The sequence below is a fragment of the Micromonospora chokoriensis genome, assembly GCF_900091505.1.
GTDB lineage: Bacteria > Actinomycetota > Actinomycetes > Mycobacteriales > Micromonosporaceae > Micromonospora > Micromonospora chokoriensis.
On record NZ_LT607409.1, the window covers coordinates 1,272,699 to 1,289,612 of the forward strand.

Sequence of the window (16,914 nt, forward strand, 5' to 3'; positions counted from 1 at the left end):
CCGGAATCGCCCGGCACGTCCGAATCGGGTCGCCCGGCCGGCCGGCACAGCCCTAGGCTGCGCCCATGCTGCTACGCATGTCGACCCTGTTGCTGCGGACCCTGCGCGAGGATCCGGCCGACGCGGAGGTGCCGAGCCATCGGCTGCTGCTGCGTGCCGGCTACGTCCGTCGTGCCGCACCGGGCGGCTACACCTGGCTGCCGCTGGGCAAGCTGGTGCTGGACCGGATCACCGCTGTGGTCCGCGACGAGTTGGTCGCGATCGGCGACCAGGAGGTGCACTTCCCGGCGCTGCTGCCCGCCGAGCCGTACCGGACCAGCGGCCGGTGGACGGAGTACGGCGATCTTCTTTTCACCCTCGCCGACCGGCGCGGCGCCGAGCACCTGTTGGCACCCACCCACGAGGAGATGGCGGCGCTGCTGGTCAAGGACCTGTTCACGTCGTACCGGGACTTCCCGGTGACGCTGTTCCAGGTGCAGACGAAGTTCCGGGACGAGGCGCGACCCCGGGCCGGTGTGCTTCGCGGCCGGGAGTTCCTGATGAAGGACGCGTACTCCTTCGACCTGGACGAGGCGGGGCTGCGCGACGCGTACGCCCGGCATCGCGCGGCGTACCGGCGGATCTTCGACCGGTTGGGTCTGGACTACACGGTGGTGCACGCGATGTCCGGCGCGATGGGCGGCTCCGCGTCGGAGGAGTTCCTGGCGACGACACCCGTCGGCGAGGACACCTACGTCGGTTGCACCGCCTGCGACTACGCGGCGAACACCGAGGCGGTGGTCACCCGGGTGCCCGCCACCGACGATCCGGCCGCGCAGCCTCCCGCCGAGGCGCACGACACTCCGGAGACGCCCACGATCGCCAGCCTGGTGGGGTTGGCGAACGCCCGCCGCCTGGGCGGTCGGGACGGCTGGACCGCCGCCGACACGCTGAAGAACGTGGTGCTGTCCGTCCGTCAGCCGGGCACGGACCGGGCGGAGCCCCTGGTGATCGGGCTGCCCGGTGACCGGGAGGTCGACCTCAAGCGCGTCGAAGCCGCCCTGCACCCGGCCCAGGTCGCCGTCTTCGAGGAGTGGGCCGAGCATCCCGAGTTGGTGCGCGGCTACATCGGGCCGCAACTGCTCGACAAGCTGGGCGTCCGCTACCTGGTCGATCCTCGGGTGGTGGTCGGCTCGGCCTGGTTGACCGGGGCGAACGAGCCGGGTCGGCACGCGACCGACGTGGTCTGCGGGCGGGACTTCACGCCGGACGGCACGATCGAGGCGGCCGAGGTACGCGCCGGAGACCCCTGCCCGACCTGCGACGACGGTCAGCTGACCATCCGGCGGGGCATCGAGATCGGGCACATCTTCCAGCTCGGCCGCCGGTTCACCGACGCCTTCGCCGTCGACGTGCTCGGCCCCGCCGGCAAGCCGGTCCGGCCGACGATGGGCTGCTACGGCATCGGGGTCTCCCGGGCGGTGGCGGCGGTCGCCGAGCAGCACCACGACGACCGGGGTCTGGTGTGGCCGGCGGCGATCGCGCCGTGCGACGTACACCTGGTGGCCGCGGGTAAGGGCCCGCAGCTCGACGCGGCGCTGGAGCTCGGCGGACGTCTCGCTGCCGCCGGCCTGCGGGTGCTCGTCGACGACCGCACGCACGTCTCGGCCGGGGTCAAGTTCACCGACGCCGAGCTGATCGGCATCCCCCGGGCCGTCGTGGTCGGTCGCCGACTCGCCGACGGGTACGTCGAGCTGCGCGAGCGGGCCGGCGACGGGCGCTGCGAGGTACCGCTGGGAGGGTTGGTGGAGCGACTGGTCCACGAGGTGCGCCAGGAACGTGGAAACCTGGTGTAGCTGCCGCGTCACGGGGTAGTGCTGTCGGATCGGTGGACATGTCTTCGGAGGCTCTCGTGACCGAATACCGGGTCAGTGACGTGATGACCAAGCAGGTCGTGTATCTGCCGGCCGAAACCACCCTGGACGAGGCGGCCAGGGTGATGAAGGAGGCCGACATCGGTGACGTGGTGGTCACCGACGGGGCCAGCCTCGCCGGCATGCTCACCGACCGGGACATCGTGGTGCGGGCCGTGGCGGAGAACAGCTCCCCCGCGGCCACCACCATCGGCTCGATCGTCACCCGCGAGGTCGTCATGATCGAGCAGCACTGCACGGCGGGTGAGGCGGCGGCGCTCATGCGGGACCGGGGCATCCGGCGGGTGCTGGTCTGTGACAGCGATCGCAAGCTGGTCGGGATCGTCTCGCTCGGTGACCTGGCGATGCAGCTGGACCCCACCAGCGCGCTGAGCGAGATCAGCGAGCAGTCGCCAACGGTGTGACGAGCGGGCCGGCCCGTTCGGCTTGCTCGCGAGGGCTCCGCTCGGCGGCGGTAGCCTCGACGCATGGCTGACATGCCGGCCCGACTGGCCGAGATCGTCGACGAGTTCGCCGCCGCCCCGCGCGACCTGGTGTTGGAGATGCTCCTGGAGTACGCGGACGTCATCCCGGTGCTGCCGGAGGGCACCGTCGAGCGCGAGGGCATGGAGCAGGTGCCGGAGTGTCAGACGTCGTTCTTCCTGCGCGCCAAGGTCACCCCGGAGGGCACCGTGGCGACGATCTTCGACTGCCCGCCGGAGGCGCCCACCACGCGGGCGTTCGCCGGGATCCTCGCCGAAGGGCTGGCGGGGGCCAGCGCCGAGCAGGTACTGGCCGTGCCGGACGACCTCTACCAACGGATGGGTCTGTCGCAGGCGATCAGCCCGCTGCGGATCCGCGGCGGCACGGCGATCCTGGGTCGCCTCAAGCGGCAGATCCGGGAACAACTCGGCTGACCACGGGGTTTGCACCGATCATGGAGATCGAGATCTACGCGGACGTCATCTGCCCGTGGTGCTACATCGGCAAGCGCCGCCTGGACGAGGCCCTGGCCGGCTACGAGGGTGACGTCACGGTCCGCTACCGGCCGTTCCAGCTCGACCCGTCGCCGGTGCCCGAGCCCCTTCCGCTGGTGCAGGCGCTGGCCGGCAAGTTCGGTGGCCCGGAGCGCGCCCGGCAGATGGTCGACCACGTGACCCAGGTCGCGGCGGGTGACGGCCTCCGACTGGACTACGACCGCGCGGTGATCGCGAACACCTTCGACGCGCACCGGCTGGTCGCCTACGCCACCGATCACGGCCGGGCGGCCGAGATGGTGGAGGCGCTCTACCAGGCGCACTTCAACAACGGCGTCGACGTCGGCTCCCGGGAGGCGCTGGCCGCGCTGGCCGGCGACATCGGGCTGGACGCGGCCGACGCACGACGATTCCTCGACTCCGACGAGCGCGTCGCCGACGTCGAGGCCCAGCTGGCCACGGCACGGGACCTCGGCATCACCGGCGTGCCGATGTTCGTCCTGGCCGGGAAGTACGCGGTCTCCGGCGCACAGGAGGTGCAGACGCTGCTCGCCGCAATCGCCGAGGTCGAGCAGCGCGAGGCCGCAGCCCGCTGATCCAGCACAGCGCGCCCGGCATCGATGATCACGATGTTTCACGTGCAACAACATCGATGCCGGTCGCTGATCAGGCTGGCCTGGCCAGGCCTTCCACCACCTGAGCGCCGGGCAGCACGCCCAACGCCGGCCCCGGCAGTGCGATCTTGCTGTGCCGTACGCCGGAGCCGATGATCACGTGCGGGGTGGCGATGACCCGCGAGTCGACCAGGATCGGCCACTGCGCCGGCAGCCCGATCGGGGTGATGCCGCCGTACTCCATGCCGGTCAACTCGACCGCGTCGGCCATCGGCGCGAAGCTCGCCTTCCGCACGTCAAGCGTGCGGCGGGCGACCCCGTTCACATCGGCCCGGGTGGTGGCCAGGACGATGCAGGCCGCGTACCGCACCACGCCGTCGCGCTTGCCCGCCACCACGACGCAGTTGGCGGACACGTCCAGCCCCACCTCGTACGCCTCGCAGAACGCGGCCGTGTCGGCGAGGTCGGCGTCGATCGGCGCCACCAGCACGTCGTTGACGTCCACCGGGGCGTCGGCGGGCCACTGCGCGACGGCCTCCGCCACCGGCGGGGCGAGCAGGTCGAGGCGGGCGCGGGCCGGTTCGGTCTTCAGCGTTCCCATCACGGGTGCGATCCTCGCATCCGTGCTGCCGAACCGCCCGACGGCTCCCGGACCCTCCGGCGACACCACCGCCCCGGCGCTCAACTGCCGGCGAGGAACGCGTTGTCGCGCATGAAGGAGCGGTCACGGGCGGCCGCCAGCTCCTCCTCGCGCCGGGCGCGGGCCCGCTGCAACTCCAGGTCCTCCAACCCGTGGCGGACACCCAACCGGATCACGCCGTAGAGGAAGACGAAGCCGAAGACGTAGAGGATCACCGTGGTGACGACAACGAACATGGCGTCACGGTAAGACGAACGTGAACCGTTGTTGCTCTCATTTCCGGCCGGTTCCCCCATACGTGTCGGCCAGGTGATCGGCCCAGGTACGGACGCCCCGGGGCAGCGCCTCGGTGACGAGACCACCGGCACGCAACTCGCGACCGAGCCGACCGGGAATCCGCACCGGGAGCAGCGGTCGGCGCGAGCCTCGGGCCTCCCGCCACGCCCGAAACGCCTCGTCGAAGCGGAGCACCTGCGGCCCGCCGTACTCCTCGATGCCGCCCAACGGCCCGGCGACCAGCCGAGCCGCCAACCGCGCCGCCACCTCGCCCGGATCGACAGGTTGGGCCAGCACCGCCCGGTCCCCGATCACCGGTCCCAACCGCGAACTGGAGGTGAGCAGGTCGTCGAGGAACTGCGGGAACTGGGTGGCCCGCAGCACCGACCACGGCACCATTCCGGCCGCGACCACCTGCTCGGCGGAGAGCTTGTGCCGGTAGTACGGGATCGGCACCCGGTCCACCCCGACGATCGAGATGTAGACGAGGTGCCCCACACCGGCGGCACCGGCGGCCACCACGAGCCGCCGGGTGCCCAGCACGTCCACCTGGTAGGTCTGCCCGCCCTGCGGGGCGGACGCCAGGTGCAGCACGGCGTCCACCCCGGACACCGCCCCGTCCAGCCCGTCGCCGGTCACGAGGTCCGCCACCACCCACTCGACGTCCGAGCCGGTACGCGGCTGTCGGCTGGTGGCCCGGACCGTCACGCCGTCCTCGCGCAGCCGTGCGAGCACCGCGCGCCCGAGGCGTCCGCCCGCCCCGGTGACCAGAACCCTCATCTCGTCCTCCTGCTCCGGCCGCGAGCCGCGGCCCGTCTGATCGATGAGCCGTCGGCCCACGCGGTGTCGACGGCACAGGCAGCGCTCCCGTGACCGGGAGTGCGGCGGCTCACCCGGAACGGATCAGGTCCAGCACTGTCAACAGCGCGAAGAACGCGATCACGATCTCGTTGACGATCCAGGCGTGTCCCTCGGCCCACTCGCGCATCCGGGCCAGCGTCCGCGCCGCCCTGTCCCCGAGCAGCAGCAACGCCAGCAGGGGCAGGGCGAGTAGCAGCACGGTGAGCAGCACGAACGGCACCAGGTGCCACCACGGCAGGTTATGCCGGGCCACGCTCGCGCCGACGGCGGCCATGGTCAGATCGTCGGTAGGTGTCACCACGAAGAGCAACGCGCCCAGCCGCATCGCCTGACGGGGTTCGGCACGCTCGATGCCGCCCAGCCACCTCGGTGGCCCGGAGCGGTCACGCCGTACCCACACCACCACGGCCAGGCAGACCAGCAGCGCGAGAACCACCAGGTCGATGGCGGGTCCACGGTCGACCTTTCCGGCGACGGCGCTGGCGTCGGCGGCCAGGCCACCCACCCAACGGGTCAGCAGCCAGCTCACCGTCACTCCGGCCATGACCACCAGCCCGGCGCCGCCGAGGAAGCCCAGCGACGCCGCCCGGGGCCGGTTCGACGAAGCGAGGAACACCGCCACGACCAGTTGGGATCCGGCGACCATCACCACGGCGAGCGGCAGGATGGTCAGGAGGTTCATCGCCCGTCATCCTCCCGGCCCGACCGGGTCGGATGCGGCCGTTTCCCCGGATCACCCGAGCGGTCGGGTACTCCCGCCCACCACGACCCGGCCGGCCAGCAGCGCCCCGAGCAGCGCGAGGCCCGCCGCCACCACCAGAGTCAGCGTGTAACTCGCCGGGCCGGGCGCGCTACCCGCTGCCAGCACGGCCCCGGTCAGCGCCAGCACGGTCGCCGCGAAGAGCGAGTCGCCCAGTTGCAGCGACGAACTGTTGCGACCCTGTTCACCCGGGGCGGACAACTCCAGGGTGAGCACCGACAACGACGGGTAGAGCAGACCCATGCCGACACCGGCGACCGCCCAGCCCAGCACGGCGACGCCCACCGGCAGCTCCGGCCGAACGGCCAGCGCCACCGTGGCGGTGCCGACGGTGATGCAGGTCAACCCGGCGCGCGGCAGGCTGGCCCGGGAGGCCGGCACCGGAATCCGACCCTGCAACCAGGAGCCCACCGACCAGGCCAACGCCCCGACCGTGAGGACCAGACCGGCCGCGGTCGGCGAGAGGCCCCGCTCTCGGGAGAGCATCAACGGGATGACGACCTCGGCGCCCACGAACGCCGCCGACGCCAAACCACGCAACCCGACGACGGTCGGCAGACCCCGGGCCGCCCGGAGGAACCCGGCCGGCAACAGACGCGGGGCGCAGACCAGCAGACCGACCACCGCGACCATGATCAGCACCAGGGCGGAGACGCCGCGCTGCTGACCCCCGATGTGCAGCAGTGCGGCACTCACCGCGGCACCGAACGCCCAGGCGATCCGCACCGCCGCACCGGCCGGCGGACCGGTCGTCGTGCTCCGGCCCAGCGACCGGAGGCCCGGATGGATCAACAGGACCGCCGGCACGGCCACCGCCGGGACCGCCAGGAAGACCCACCGCCAGCCCAGGTACTGCACGATCAGGCCGGCGACCGCGGGCCCCACCAGCGACGGTACGACCCACGCCGCCGCGAACGCCGCGAAGATCTTCCGGTGCAGGTCCTGCGGGTACGCCTGCCCGACGATCACGTAGAGCGCCACCGAGAGCAGCCCGGAGCCGAAGCCCTGCACCGCCCGCCCGACGACCAGCGCACTCATCACGGGGGCGGTCCCGGCGATCAGCAACCCGACCACGAACCAGGCGACGCCATGCCACATCGGTCCACGAGGCCCCCGGGCGTCGCACCAGATGCCGGACACCACCATGGCCAGCACACCGGTGGCGAACGATCCTCCGAACGCGATCCCGTACAGCGCCAGCCCGTCCAGGCTCCGGGCGACGGTGGGCATCGCCGTACCGACAGCCAACGCCTCGAACGCGAGCAACGAGATCAACGCGACGCTGCCCACCGTCATCGCCCGCAGTTGAGGCGCGAACAGCCCCTGTGCTGCGGGTACGGCTGTGGCTGTTGGTGTGCTCGACATCCACCGAGGATGCGACCTCAACCCTGATTCATGTCAAACCCTGGTGATCCGGCTCTCTCAGGCGTCCTGCAACGCCTCCCCGACCCCGCGCACCAGGCCGGAAAAATGCTGGTCGGCCAGCAGGTGACCGGCGGTGATCACCAGGGCGATCGGCCACTCGATGACCTGGAGCGCGGCCAACACCCCGAGCCCGGCGTAGTAGACGACCTTGTCCGGTGGTGGCACCGCCACCTCGCCCAGCATCGGGAGCTCGACCCGTCGCTGGTACATCCTGACGTTCTCGCGCGAGCCGTTGAGGTGTCGTGTCAGCGTGCTCATTCCGGCCTCCCCGTGTCCGGTGATGTCGCCGGATTCCACACCCCACCCCGTCCATGCGCCAGCCGCGGCGGAAATTTCAGCCACTGAAGGGGCATAACGGACGGCAGGTCGGGAAGCCAGGCCGCCGGACGCGAGGCGGTGGGAGGACGAGATGGCCGGCGTGCCGCACCTGTTCGGCGAGGCGGCACGGACCGTCAACTCGGCCGCGACCCGGCTGGCCCGAACCGTGGGCCTGAGCCGTCGCCGGGTCTGGTCGCGACCGGGCCGACACCACATCGAGGTCCACGGCGTGTGCCAGGACGGCGGCAACCGGTTGGCGCGCCAGGTGGAGGACGCGCTGGAGCGGATGCCGGGAGTGGCCTGGGCCCGGGTCAACGCCCCGTCCGGCCGGGTGGTGGTCGCCGTCCAGAACCCCGAGCCGGCGATGCGCGACCTGATCGAGACGATCAGCCGGGTCGAGCAGACCTGCGACCACGAGCCCGACCCGGAGATCCCGCCGCCGCACCCACCGGAGGAGGGGCCCCGAACTCCGCGCACCCTCGGCGGGCTCGCCTCGGACGCGCTGGGCCTCACCATCTCGGCGGCCACCCGGATCCTGCCGTTCGCGCCGCTGCCCGGGGAGGTCTCCGGTCTGCTGGCCGCCGTGGATCTACAGCCGAAGGTGCACGAGTTCGTCGGCAAACGACTGCGCTCCGACCCACGCGCCGACATCCTGTTCCCCCTGGCCGAGGCGGTGGTGCAGGGCTTGACCGGTCGCTGGACCGGGATCGTCCTGGACGGTGCCCAGCGGGTGGTGCAGTGGGGCGAGGCGCGGGCCCAACTCTCCGCCTGGGAGCGCGCCGAGCCACGGCTGACCGGTGCCGCGGACCGTGCCACGGCCCGGTGGCCGGTGATCGACCGTCCCCGGCCGAAGCCGGACGGCCCCGTCGAGCGGTACATCAACAAGATGCTCGCCGCGGGCGCGGCGGCCGGAGCGGCGGCCATGCCGTTCGCCGGGCCCAAGCGGGCCACCGCGCTGGGCCTCGCCGCCCTGCCCAAGGCACCCGGCAGTGGACGCGAGGGGTACGCCGCCCAGCTCGGCTGGATGCTGGCCCGGCGTGGCGTGATCGCGATGGACCGCAGCGTGCTGCGGGAACTGGACCGGATCGACACGCTCGTGTTGGACGCGGCAGTGCTCGGCTCCGACCGGGGCGTACTGGCCGATCTGGCGCCGGCGACCGGAGCGGACGTCGACGAGGTGGCGGAGCGGGCCTTCGGGCTGTTCGACCCGGACCACCCGGCCGCGTCCCGCACGGCCGACGAGTGGCGGCTCGGACCGCTCGACCAGATGCCCGCCAACGGCGATGGGGACATCCCGGACGGCAACCGCCTGCGATCCGCCGGGGGTCAACTTCTCGGCCTGGCACACCGGGACCGGCTGGCCGCGCTGTTGCGGGTGGAACCGGAGCCCGCGCCCGGCGTCGACGGTCTGCCGGCCGCCGCCCGCAGGGCCGGTCTGCGGCTGGTCGTCGCGGGTGGGGACGAGCAGCGGTACGCCTTCGCCGACGCGCTGCTGCCGGGCGCTGACCGGTTGACCGAGTCGGTACGCGCGCTTCAGCGCGACGGCGCGGTGGTGATGGTGGTTTCCGCGGACCGGAAGGCGCTCGCCGCGTCCGACTGTGGTCTGGGGTTCACCACCGACCCGGAGGACCTGCCGCCGTGGGGCGCGCACCTGCTGGTCGGCGGCGACCTGCGGGTGGTGGCCCTGGTGATCGAGGCGACCGGGGTCGCCCGGCGCACGGCGAAGCAGAACATCCGGCTGTCCATGGCCGGCAGCGGTCTCGGGGCGCTCGGCGCGTTCACCGCCCCACCGACGCAGTTGCCGCACAAGGCGCTGGTCGCCGTCAACGGTGCTGCCGGGTTGGCCTTCGCGAACGGAGTCTGGCAGGCCCGCCGGCTGCACGACCAGTCGGGCACCCCGGCACCGGTCACGACCGCCTGGCATCTGATGCCCGTCAGTACCGTTCTCGACCATCTGCACAGCACCCCTGACGGTCTGACCGGCGCGGAGGCCCAGCGCCGGCACCACGGGTCGGCGGGTGACGGGGCCTCCGGGCCCGGATCCGGTGGTCTGCTGCGCGCCTTCGTGGAGGAGTTGTCCAACCCGTTGACCCCGGTGCTGGCCGCCGGTGCGGTGCTCTCCGCCTCCTTCGGGTCGCTCGTCGACGCCGCGCTGGTGGGCAGCGTCGTCGGTGGTTCCGCCCTGATCGGCGCGGTGCACGAACGGAACACGGAACGGTCGCTGGCGGAGTTGCTGTCCCGTTCGGCGGTGACGGCGCGGGTCCGTCGGGACGGTGCCGAGCAGGTGGTCGCCGCCGGAGACCTGGTCCTCGGGGACGTCATCACCCTCGAACCCGGCGACTCGGTGCCCGCCGACTGCCGGGTGCTCGAATCAGTGGGCCTGGAGGCCGACGAGTCCTCCCTGACCGGCGAGTCGTTGCCGGTCGCCAAGTCCAACCGGCCGGTGGTGGCCGCCGCGATCGCCGACCGTCACTCGATGCTGTACGAGGGGACGACGGTCGCCGCCGGACACGGCACCGCCGTGGTGGTGGCGACCGGATCGGACACCGAATCCGGCCGCAGCCTCGCGCTGGTCCGGCAGGCTCCGCCGACCAGCGGGGTGGAAGCCCGGCTCGGCTCGTTGACCAGCACCGCCATCCCGTTGGCCGCCGGCTCGGCGGTGGCGGTGGCGGGTGCGGGGCTGCTTCGGGGCGTACCCCTGGCGGAAACGGCGGCGACCGCCGCGAACCTCGCCGTGGCGTCGGTGCCGGAGGGGCTGCCGTTCCTGGTGAGTGCGGCGCAGCTGGCGGCTGCCCGACGTCTCGCCGAGCACGGCGCGTTGGTGCGCAACCCGCGCACCATCGAGGCGTTGGGTCGGGTGGACGTGCTCTGCTTCGACAAGACCGGCACGCTCACCGAGGGGCAGCTGCTGCTGGCCGGGGTCGGTGACAGTTCCGGTGACCGGTACGCCCCGGTGGACCGGTTGGACGACCGCCTCCAGTTGACGCTGGCTGCGGCGTTGCGGGCCACCCCCGCCGCGGCGAATCCGGAGGAGTTGGCGTTGCAGACGGACCGGGCGGTCCGGCGGGGTGCCGGGGAGGCCGGGGTGGTGGAGCAGACGGGCGCTCCCGGTTGGCGGGCGAACGGAGGGCTGCCGTTCGAGCCGTCCCGCGGCTACCACGCGAGCGTCGGCGAGACCGACGGTCGGCTGCTGTTGAGCGTCAAGGGTGCTCCGGAGACGGTGCTGCCGCGGTGTTCGGCGCGGCGCATGGACGGCACCCAGCAGCCGTTGGACGACGCCGGGCGCGCGGAGTTGGAGCGGATGCTCGCCGACCGGGCCGGGGCGGGCAACCGGATCCTGGCCGTCGCGGAATGTCCCGTGGACGACCCGAAGGTGACCGACTCCAACGTGCGAGGGCTGACCTTCGTGGGTTTCCTGGCCCTCGCGGACGGAGTCCGGGAGAGCGCTGCCCCGGCGGTGCGCCGGATCCGGCAGGCCGGCGTGCACACCATCATGATCACTGGTGATCATCCGGCCACCGCCGAGGCGATCGCCGCCACCATCAGCGAGCACGACGAGCAACGCGTGGTCACCGCCGGTGAACTCGACCAACTGGACGACGATGCGCTCGCCGACCGGCTGGCCAACACCGACGTGGTGGCCCGCTGCACCCCGGCGCACAAGGTGCGGATCATCCAGGCGTTGCAGAAGTGCGGACGAACCGTCGCGATGACCGGTGACGGTGCCAACGACGCTCCGGCGATCCGGCTGGCCGACGTCGGCATCGCCCTCGGTCAACGGGGCACCCCGGCGGCGCGTGCCGCCGCCGACCTGGTGGTCACCGACGACCGGTTGGAGACCATCATCGCGACCCTGGTGGAGGGGCGGGCGATGTGGTCGTCGGTGCGCCACGCGCTCAGCATCCTGGTCGGCGGCAACCTGGGCGAGATCGCGTTCAGCGTGCTCACCGCCGCGGCGACCGGTCGTTCCGCGCTGACCGGCCGACAACTGCTACTGGTCAACCTGCTCACCGACCTGGCACCGGCGCTGGCCATCGCGGTCCGGCCACCCGCGTCGGACCGCACCGACAGGCTGCTCCGGGAGGGCCCGGACATGGCGCTCGGGGAGAGCCTCACCAGGGAGATCGGATTGCGGGCGGCAGCCACCACGCTGGGCGCGACGACGGGTTGGACGTTGGCTCGGTACACCGGCCGTCGGCAGCGGGCCGGAACGGTCGCCCTGGTGTCGCTGGTCGGCACCCAGCTCGGCCAGACCGTCCTGGCCGGGGGCACCAGCCCGACCGTGCTGGCGTCGACGGCGGCGTCGCTGGGAGTGCTGGCCGTGGTGGTGCAGACGCCGGGGGTGAGCCAGTTCTTCGGTTGCACCCCGCTCGGGCCGGTCGGTTGGACCATCGGGGCCGGGTCGGCGCTCGGCGCCACCTTCGCCAACGGCGCGCTCACCAGGCTGATGGAACACCTGCCGGAAGCACGACCCGCCGCCGCCGCGTCCGTGCCCGAGACCGAGCACGCGGACTAACCACCCACACCGCAATGACGAACATCGTTGATCTCGCTGGCTAGCCTGACGGCATGCCGTCGTTCCTGGACAACGGGACTCGTCCGAAGGCCTGGCCGTCCCTCCCGTTGGCGCTGCTGCTGCCGTGCAGCCTGCTGGTCCTGATGGGCATCACCGATGACCGCAAGCCGCCCCCACCGGCAGGCGTACTGATGCCGGCGACAACAGTAGACGTGCACGGTGACAGGGGCTCGCTGCTCATCCATCCGCGGATCATGACAAGTGCGACGCACGACCCGACAGGCCTTTACCGCAGCGGCCTGGGGAGAGGCACTTCCCCTCTGATCGCCTTACCGGCCAGCTCCACGCGCTCCGCATGAAGCCGGCTGTCGTCCAGCGGATGGCCGGGCACGTTGATGCAGCGTTGGCCCGACAGGGCACTACACACTGGACACAGGAGAAAGAACCCGCTCGACGGCACCAGCTCCACACCCTGCGCCAGAGCGGATCTGCCAATCTTGACGATCGCCTCGTACAGGTCGTCGTCCTGATGCCGTGTAGCTGCGGCAGCCGCCTCGCGCATCCCGTCCCAGAACTGTTCGACCGAATTCGGCTCGTTCACGTCAATCCGCACGATCGCGGATCCCCGCGTCCGGTCCGCGTAAACGTCAGCACCCCACCGGGGCGCCAGTCGCTACTGTCGATGCGACAGAGCCCTCAGCATCGTCGACGTGGTCCGGATAACATCCCCCTGCTTTGATCTATCACGGGGAGGAAACATCTACATGCGGTGGAAGATCCCGGCTGGCGCCCTGATCGCGCTGGCCTTTCTGGTTCCGGCGGCACCGGCGGCCGCCCAGTTCGAATCGCCCGGGAAGGACGCGGCCTGTCAGACGGTCGAGCGCAAGGTGTACCAGGACGTCCGCAAGATCGTCGCCGTTGACCTGGACACCCCGACCGATCAGGAGATCCGGGTATTGACCGCCCAGCTCCTACACTGGGCCAAGGTCGACAAGTTGGCCGGTCTGCAGGACACCGTTGAGCAGCGACTGAAGGGCACCCCCGAGGAACTCCGGGCATTCCTCAAGAAGGGCGTGCCGAACGTCTGGACGACTGATCTGCGGATCAAGGTGAACCAGTCGATGACGGGCGCCGGCGTCAACGTGAAGAAGGCCGCACAGGTGACGCTCGACAACGGGTCCGCCGATGCCCTCCTGGCCTACCTCAATGACGGCGTGTACACCGCGCGCGAGCTCGACTGCGCGTCCCAGCCCACCCCGACGCCGAGCGCATCGCCCAGCGTCACGCCGAGCGCCACCCCCAGCACCACGCCGACCGGTGCCGCGACGCCTACCGCTTCCGCCAGCCTGGGTGCCGGTGGCGAGGGCGGTGGGCTGCCCAAGACCGGCGCCAACACCGCCATCGTGGCCAGCGTTGGCGCTGTGCTCCTGCTCCTCGGTGGCATCGGCTTCCTGATTGGGCGCCGACGCCGCTCCCGCTTCGTCGCGTAGCCCCACTCGACGCGCCCGGCTCGATGAAGCATCGAGCCGGGCGCGTCCTTGCGTGCCCTGACGGCGGCGACTGGTCACAGTTGGACAGGCCGCCGCTCGGCTGCCGCCTGCGACCGGCTGCGCACCCCACCCGCTGGACTTCCTGGCCGCACTCGACGCGGGACTCGCGGCCTGCGACGAGCCGTGAGCGGTGCAGCCGTCATTCCCCACGGCTGCTCGGGGCGTGCTTGCGTCGCTCGTCAAGCCGCCGCAACCTGCGGAGGTATTGCCCGGCGTAGGACCGCTGCGCATCGTCCAGCGCCTGCGCATCCGGGTCCGCGAACGCCTCGTGGTAGGCAACCTCGGCCGGGTCCTGGTCGTGCTCGATCAGCCGACCGAGCGCCTGGGCGTCGCGAGCCAGCGGCGCTCTGCTCGCCACCTCTTCGCGCCAGATGGCCCCGCTGCTGCCGCCGTCCTGCATCCGGCGATGGTAGACCTCAACCAGGGTCGACACCGTCGGTTCGGGAGAGCCCGGCGCCAACCCCGCCGGTACGCTGGTCCAGGATGGAACTCACCGCCGTACTGACGTCGATCCTTGTGGCCACCGTCATCATCTCGGGGCTCGGGGTTCTCTTCTTGATGGGTTATCCGTCGCGCTTCGGGGTGGCCGATCGAAGCGAAGCGGAGCGCGCGGCCATGCTTGCGTCCGACCGCCGACATCATCGGCTGGTCAACCGGGGAATGTCAGCAGTCATTTCGATCATCACCGGCGTGCTCGCTGTAGCCATCCTCGCCGGCCCGTCGGATAAGCAGTCAGGCGGGCTTCTCATGGCGGCACTGTCATTGGTCAGTGCTGCCGTGTTCGTGCTGCTCATTCGCCGGGATCGGAAGCGGCCTGGGGGTTAGCAGGAGCTCGCGGACGACTGGTGGTGTCGGCGGATCCCAGGTCAGCCTGTCCGTCGGCCAGCCCGCAGAAGGTGCAACGCGATGGTGCGCCAGCGGTGGAGCGGATCTCCTCGCCGGCGGTCTCCGACCCCAGGCGTGGCCGACCGGTGCCGGCCGAAGGTCGCCAGCAGAGCCGAGGCCGGGCCGCGTTGGTTGCACTACGCAACCAGAATCAACCGGGGAAGGTGCTGGTGGGCCGGGAGGTACCACCATGCGAACCACTTCGCCACGATCACCAGTGATCCGCTCCCGCTACGCCCGCGCCGATCGCACAGTGCCGCCACCACTACGAATGAGGCAACCGAGCCCCTCACCCCGCCGAGGGGCTAAAGCCCCGCGACGGACCGTGTACGGCCGTCATCCACTCGCTTCGGAACCACCGCGCGGCACGTCCAGCACCGCACCGCCCATCCGTCCGGCAATCCGACGGCTGCTTGGTCGAACCGGCGCCGGGTCCGGGCTACGCCGAGTGCTTGCCGCCGATCGCCGTGACGAGATGGTGAGTCAGTGGCGCGCCTACCGGGCCCAGATGTCAGGGGCCGCCATGCCGCCCAACAAGCTGGAATCAGGTCCATTGCAGGTCGACCACGTCCGCGACGGCGTCGCCCTGGTGGTCACCGATGTCCACGCGGTCTGGTGGCACGACAAGCTATCGCAGAGTAGCCGGCATCCATGACGCTTGGCTCGGTCCTGAGCCCAGCGGTGGAACGTGTCAACAGGGCGACCATCCGGCCACAAGATCATGACTGACCTGTGCCCGTTGATCTCGCGATGAGAATTCGCCTGATCAGAGGCGGTATTGGTGGAGCCCAGGGGACTCGAACCCCTAACCCCTGCCTTGCAAAGGCAGTGCTCTGCCAGTTGAGCTAGGGCCCCGTGCGTGGGCGTCGAATGCTCGTCGCCGGCCGGACGTCAGCGCAGGTCGGGCGCGGTGGTCGCCTCGTGCCACAGGGCACGCTCGTCGTTCGAGGCCTTGATCTTGTTGAACACGACGGCGGCCACGCCGACGACGCCAGCCACAATCAGCAGCTTCTTGAACATTGGGGCGACCCCTCGTGCTCGACTACCGTCGGACGACAATGCGGTGGGGCTAGATGGAATCGAACCATCGACCTCAGAGTTATCAGCTCTGCGCTCTAACCGACTGAGCTATAGCCCCGCGTTGCGACGAGCAAGATTAACCCATCCGCTCTGCCGGCCCCAAATCGGGGTCCGAACCTGCGAGCCGGGCCGTCGCCGCCTGCCAAAACCTACCCGATTACGGGACGCCGGAGCGACCGCATTTCGCGGTGCCCCGGCGCCCCGGTCGCTCAGTCCCGCTCGGCGAGGGTCAGCTCGATCCCACCGACCAGGTCGGCGCAGACGTTGTAGACGAACGCTCCCAGCGTGGCCAGCGCGGTGAACAACACCACGTTGACCAGGCCGATCAGCGCCGAACTGAGGATCACGCCCTTGGCGGTGATCTGGAAGCCGCTGGTGCTCTGCCCACCGCCGGCGTTCACCAGGTCACTCAGGCTCTCGTTGACGCTCTGGAACACGCCCATCGCGTCCAACGCCAGGTAGAGCACCGACGTGGCGACCACCACGACGATGAAGAGCACCACCGAGACGGCGAACGCGAACTTCATCACGGACCAGGGGTCGATCCGCTTCAGGTTCAGTCGGGCCCGGCGCGGCCCGCGGGAGGCGGCCGAGCTCACCGCGGTACGCGCAGCGCGTACCGCGTCACCGACCCGGGCTGCCCCGACGGCGGACGCGTTGCCGATGCCCGGGGGCAGACCACCACCGCTGGCCGGGCGGCCGGCAGCGGCGGTACGAGCGGTCTCGGGCTGCGTCATGCCCGGTGTGATCCGCGGCTGGGTGCCGGTCGACCCGGTCGACGCCGCCGGACCGGGCCGCACGGTGATCGGCTGGGTGGTCGCCGGACGGGCCGAAGACGCCGTCGCCGAACCCGAGGGGGTGGCGGCGGTGGACGACTTCGGCGCGTCGGTGCCGGAGGCTTCGGTCTTGTCGGCCGACCCAGCGTCCTCAGCGGGCGGCTCCGGCGGGGGTGTCATGCCTGGAGCCCTGGTGAATTTCGGGGCAGGCGCGTCGGCAGGGACCGTCGCCCGGCCCACGGCCGCGCGGCCGGTCGCTGGTGTGCCGCCTTTGGCGGCCTCCTCGTCGACCGGGTTGGCCGAGGTCCCCGTGTTCCCCGACTTCGCCTGTGTCTCCGTCATTC

At 71.3% G+C, this 16,914-nt stretch carries 17 protein-coding genes and 2 tRNA genes; 7 read left to right on the forward strand and 12 right to left on the reverse strand.

Features of this window, described 5'->3' with window-relative positions; translation table 11 throughout:
* The first annotated feature begins 65 nt into the window (after positions 1-65).
* The 4 genes from GA0070612_RS05960 (at position 66) to GA0070612_RS05975 (ending at position 3,465) form a co-directional block, all read left to right on the forward strand.
* Positions 66-1,835, forward strand: a complete 1,770-nt coding sequence (locus tag GA0070612_RS05960; RefSeq protein WP_088987015.1) for a proline--tRNA ligase — start codon at positions 66-68, stop codon at positions 1,833-1,835.
* A 56-nt stretch (positions 1,836-1,891) separates the two neighbouring features.
* Entirely contained in the window at positions 1,892-2,317 is a 426-nt protein-coding gene (locus tag GA0070612_RS05965; protein WP_197699410.1) for a CBS domain-containing protein, read from the forward strand.
* Between the two features lie 63 nt (positions 2,318-2,380).
* Positions 2,381-2,809 carry a SufE family protein gene (locus GA0070612_RS05970; protein WP_088987017.1) on the forward strand — a complete coding sequence of 143 codons (429 nt, stop codon included), beginning with the start codon at positions 2,381-2,383 and terminating at the stop codon, positions 2,807-2,809.
* Between the two features lie 20 nt (positions 2,810-2,829).
* Positions 2,830-3,465: a DsbA family oxidoreductase gene (locus GA0070612_RS05975; protein ID WP_088987018.1), complete on the forward strand. Its 636-nt coding sequence runs from the start codon at positions 2,830-2,832 to the stop codon at positions 3,463-3,465.
* Positions 3,466-3,535: 70 nt separating this feature from the next.
* On the opposite strand, the gene GA0070612_RS05980 is transcribed toward GA0070612_RS05975, so the two are convergent.
* From GA0070612_RS05980 to GA0070612_RS06005, 6 genes are all read right to left on the reverse strand, one after another.
* A complete protein-coding gene (locus GA0070612_RS05980) occupies positions 3,536-4,084 on the reverse strand; it encodes a YbaK/EbsC family protein (protein ID WP_088987019.1) in 549 nt (182 codons plus the stop codon).
* Positions 4,085-4,164: 80 nt separating this feature from the next.
* Positions 4,165-4,359 (reverse strand): hypothetical protein, encoded by a 195-nt coding sequence (locus tag GA0070612_RS05985; protein WP_088987020.1) that lies wholly within the window; start codon positions 4,357-4,359, stop codon positions 4,165-4,167.
* A gap of 37 nt (positions 4,360-4,396) precedes the next feature.
* Positions 4,397-5,179: an SDR family oxidoreductase gene (locus tag GA0070612_RS05990; protein WP_088991296.1), complete on the reverse strand. Its 783-nt coding sequence runs from the start codon at positions 5,177-5,179 to the stop codon at positions 4,397-4,399.
* A gap of 109 nt (positions 5,180-5,288) precedes the next feature.
* Positions 5,289-5,942, reverse strand: coding sequence for a GAP family protein (locus GA0070612_RS05995; RefSeq protein WP_088987021.1), 654 nt, complete (start codon positions 5,940-5,942; stop codon positions 5,289-5,291).
* Between the two features lie 51 nt (positions 5,943-5,993).
* Positions 5,994-7,385: an MFS transporter gene (locus GA0070612_RS06000; RefSeq protein ID WP_088987022.1), complete on the reverse strand. Its 1,392-nt coding sequence runs from the start codon at positions 7,383-7,385 to the stop codon at positions 5,994-5,996.
* Between the two features lie 57 nt (positions 7,386-7,442).
* Complete coding sequence (locus GA0070612_RS06005) at positions 7,443-7,703, reverse strand: hypothetical protein (protein WP_088991297.1); 261 nt, start codon at positions 7,701-7,703, stop codon at positions 7,443-7,445.
* Between the two features lie 151 nt (positions 7,704-7,854).
* On the opposite strand from GA0070612_RS06005, the gene GA0070612_RS06010 reads away from it, so the two are divergent.
* Positions 7,855-12,279 carry a cation-translocating P-type ATPase gene (locus GA0070612_RS06010; RefSeq protein WP_088987023.1) on the forward strand — a complete coding sequence of 1,475 codons (4,425 nt, stop codon included), beginning with the start codon at positions 7,855-7,857 and terminating at the stop codon, positions 12,277-12,279.
* Between the two features lie 286 nt (positions 12,280-12,565).
* Here GA0070612_RS06010 and GA0070612_RS06015 read toward each other — a convergent pair whose 3' ends face one another.
* The gene (locus GA0070612_RS06015; protein WP_088987024.1) at positions 12,566-12,892 is read right to left on the reverse strand and encodes a zinc finger domain-containing protein; all 327 of its coding nucleotides are present in this window, start codon (positions 12,890-12,892) and stop codon (positions 12,566-12,568) included.
* A 151-nt stretch (positions 12,893-13,043) separates the two neighbouring features.
* Here GA0070612_RS06015 and GA0070612_RS06020 point away from each other — a divergent pair, with 151 nt between their 5' ends.
* Positions 13,044-13,769 carry an LPXTG cell wall anchor domain-containing protein gene (locus GA0070612_RS06020; protein ID WP_088987025.1) on the forward strand — a complete coding sequence of 242 codons (726 nt, stop codon included), beginning with the start codon at positions 13,044-13,046 and terminating at the stop codon, positions 13,767-13,769.
* A gap of 199 nt (positions 13,770-13,968) precedes the next feature.
* Here GA0070612_RS06020 and GA0070612_RS06025 read toward each other — a convergent pair whose 3' ends face one another.
* Positions 13,969-14,229, reverse strand: coding sequence for a hypothetical protein (locus GA0070612_RS06025; RefSeq protein WP_088991298.1), 261 nt, complete (start codon positions 14,227-14,229; stop codon positions 13,969-13,971).
* A gap of 83 nt (positions 14,230-14,312) precedes the next feature.
* On the opposite strand from GA0070612_RS06025, the gene GA0070612_RS06030 reads away from it, so the two are divergent.
* The gene (locus GA0070612_RS06030; protein ID WP_088987026.1) at positions 14,313-14,654 is read left to right on the forward strand and encodes a hypothetical protein; all 342 of its coding nucleotides are present in this window, start codon (positions 14,313-14,315) and stop codon (positions 14,652-14,654) included.
* Between the two features lie 839 nt (positions 14,655-15,493).
* Here GA0070612_RS06030 and GA0070612_RS06040 read toward each other — a convergent pair.
* From GA0070612_RS06040 to GA0070612_RS06050, 4 genes are all read right to left on the reverse strand, one after another.
* A tRNA-Ala gene (locus GA0070612_RS06040) sits at positions 15,494-15,569 on the reverse strand.
* Between the two features lie 36 nt (positions 15,570-15,605).
* Positions 15,606-15,734, reverse strand: a complete 129-nt coding sequence (locus GA0070612_RS32410) for a DLW-39 family protein (RefSeq protein WP_231924476.1) — start codon at positions 15,732-15,734, stop codon at positions 15,606-15,608.
* A gap of 44 nt (positions 15,735-15,778) precedes the next feature.
* A tRNA-Ile gene (locus tag GA0070612_RS06045) sits at positions 15,779-15,852 on the reverse strand.
* A 151-nt stretch (positions 15,853-16,003) separates the two neighbouring features.
* Complete coding sequence (locus GA0070612_RS06050; protein WP_088987028.1) at positions 16,004-16,912, reverse strand: DUF3566 domain-containing protein; 909 nt, start codon at positions 16,910-16,912, stop codon at positions 16,004-16,006.
* Between the last annotated feature and the right edge of the window lie 2 nt (positions 16,913-16,914).